1 pseudogene is annotated in these 371 nt (G+C 67.0%); it reads right to left on the bottom strand.

Annotated features, from left to right (window positions below):
* Positions 1–34: 34 nt before the first annotated feature.
* Positions 35–371, bottom strand: a pseudogene (locus AC1DN0_RS41890) (hypothetical protein); the annotation flags it as partial.

The raw sequence follows: 371 nt of genomic DNA, 5'->3' as shown, positions 1-371 counted from the left end.
GACTGAGTCACCCCCGGGAATGCCGCGCGCGGGCTCAGGTGCCGCGCGGCACGCCCTTGTCCAGGTGCGACTGGCGCAGCGCGGTGGATTCATCCCAGCCGCGGCGCACGGCATTGCGGGCCTGTTCCCAGGTCAGCTTGCTCTTGCCACGTTCCTGCGCCCAACGCRTTTCCAGCTCCGCTTCGACCTGCTCGTAGGCGCGGATCACATCATCGGCGCGCGAGTTGTGGCCCAGCTGATACGCGGGCTCGTAGTCATCGAAGAACTGGGTGTTGTCGTAATACGGCTCGCTGGGAAAACGCTCACGCCAGTAGTCCGATACGGCCTGGCGCGGCACGCCGTCTTCCGGCACCCGGCCGGGGATCTGGTAG

The organism is Cupriavidus sp. 05N39 (assembly GCF_056397325.1).
This window is presented reverse-complemented; position numbering and strand designations above follow the sequence as displayed.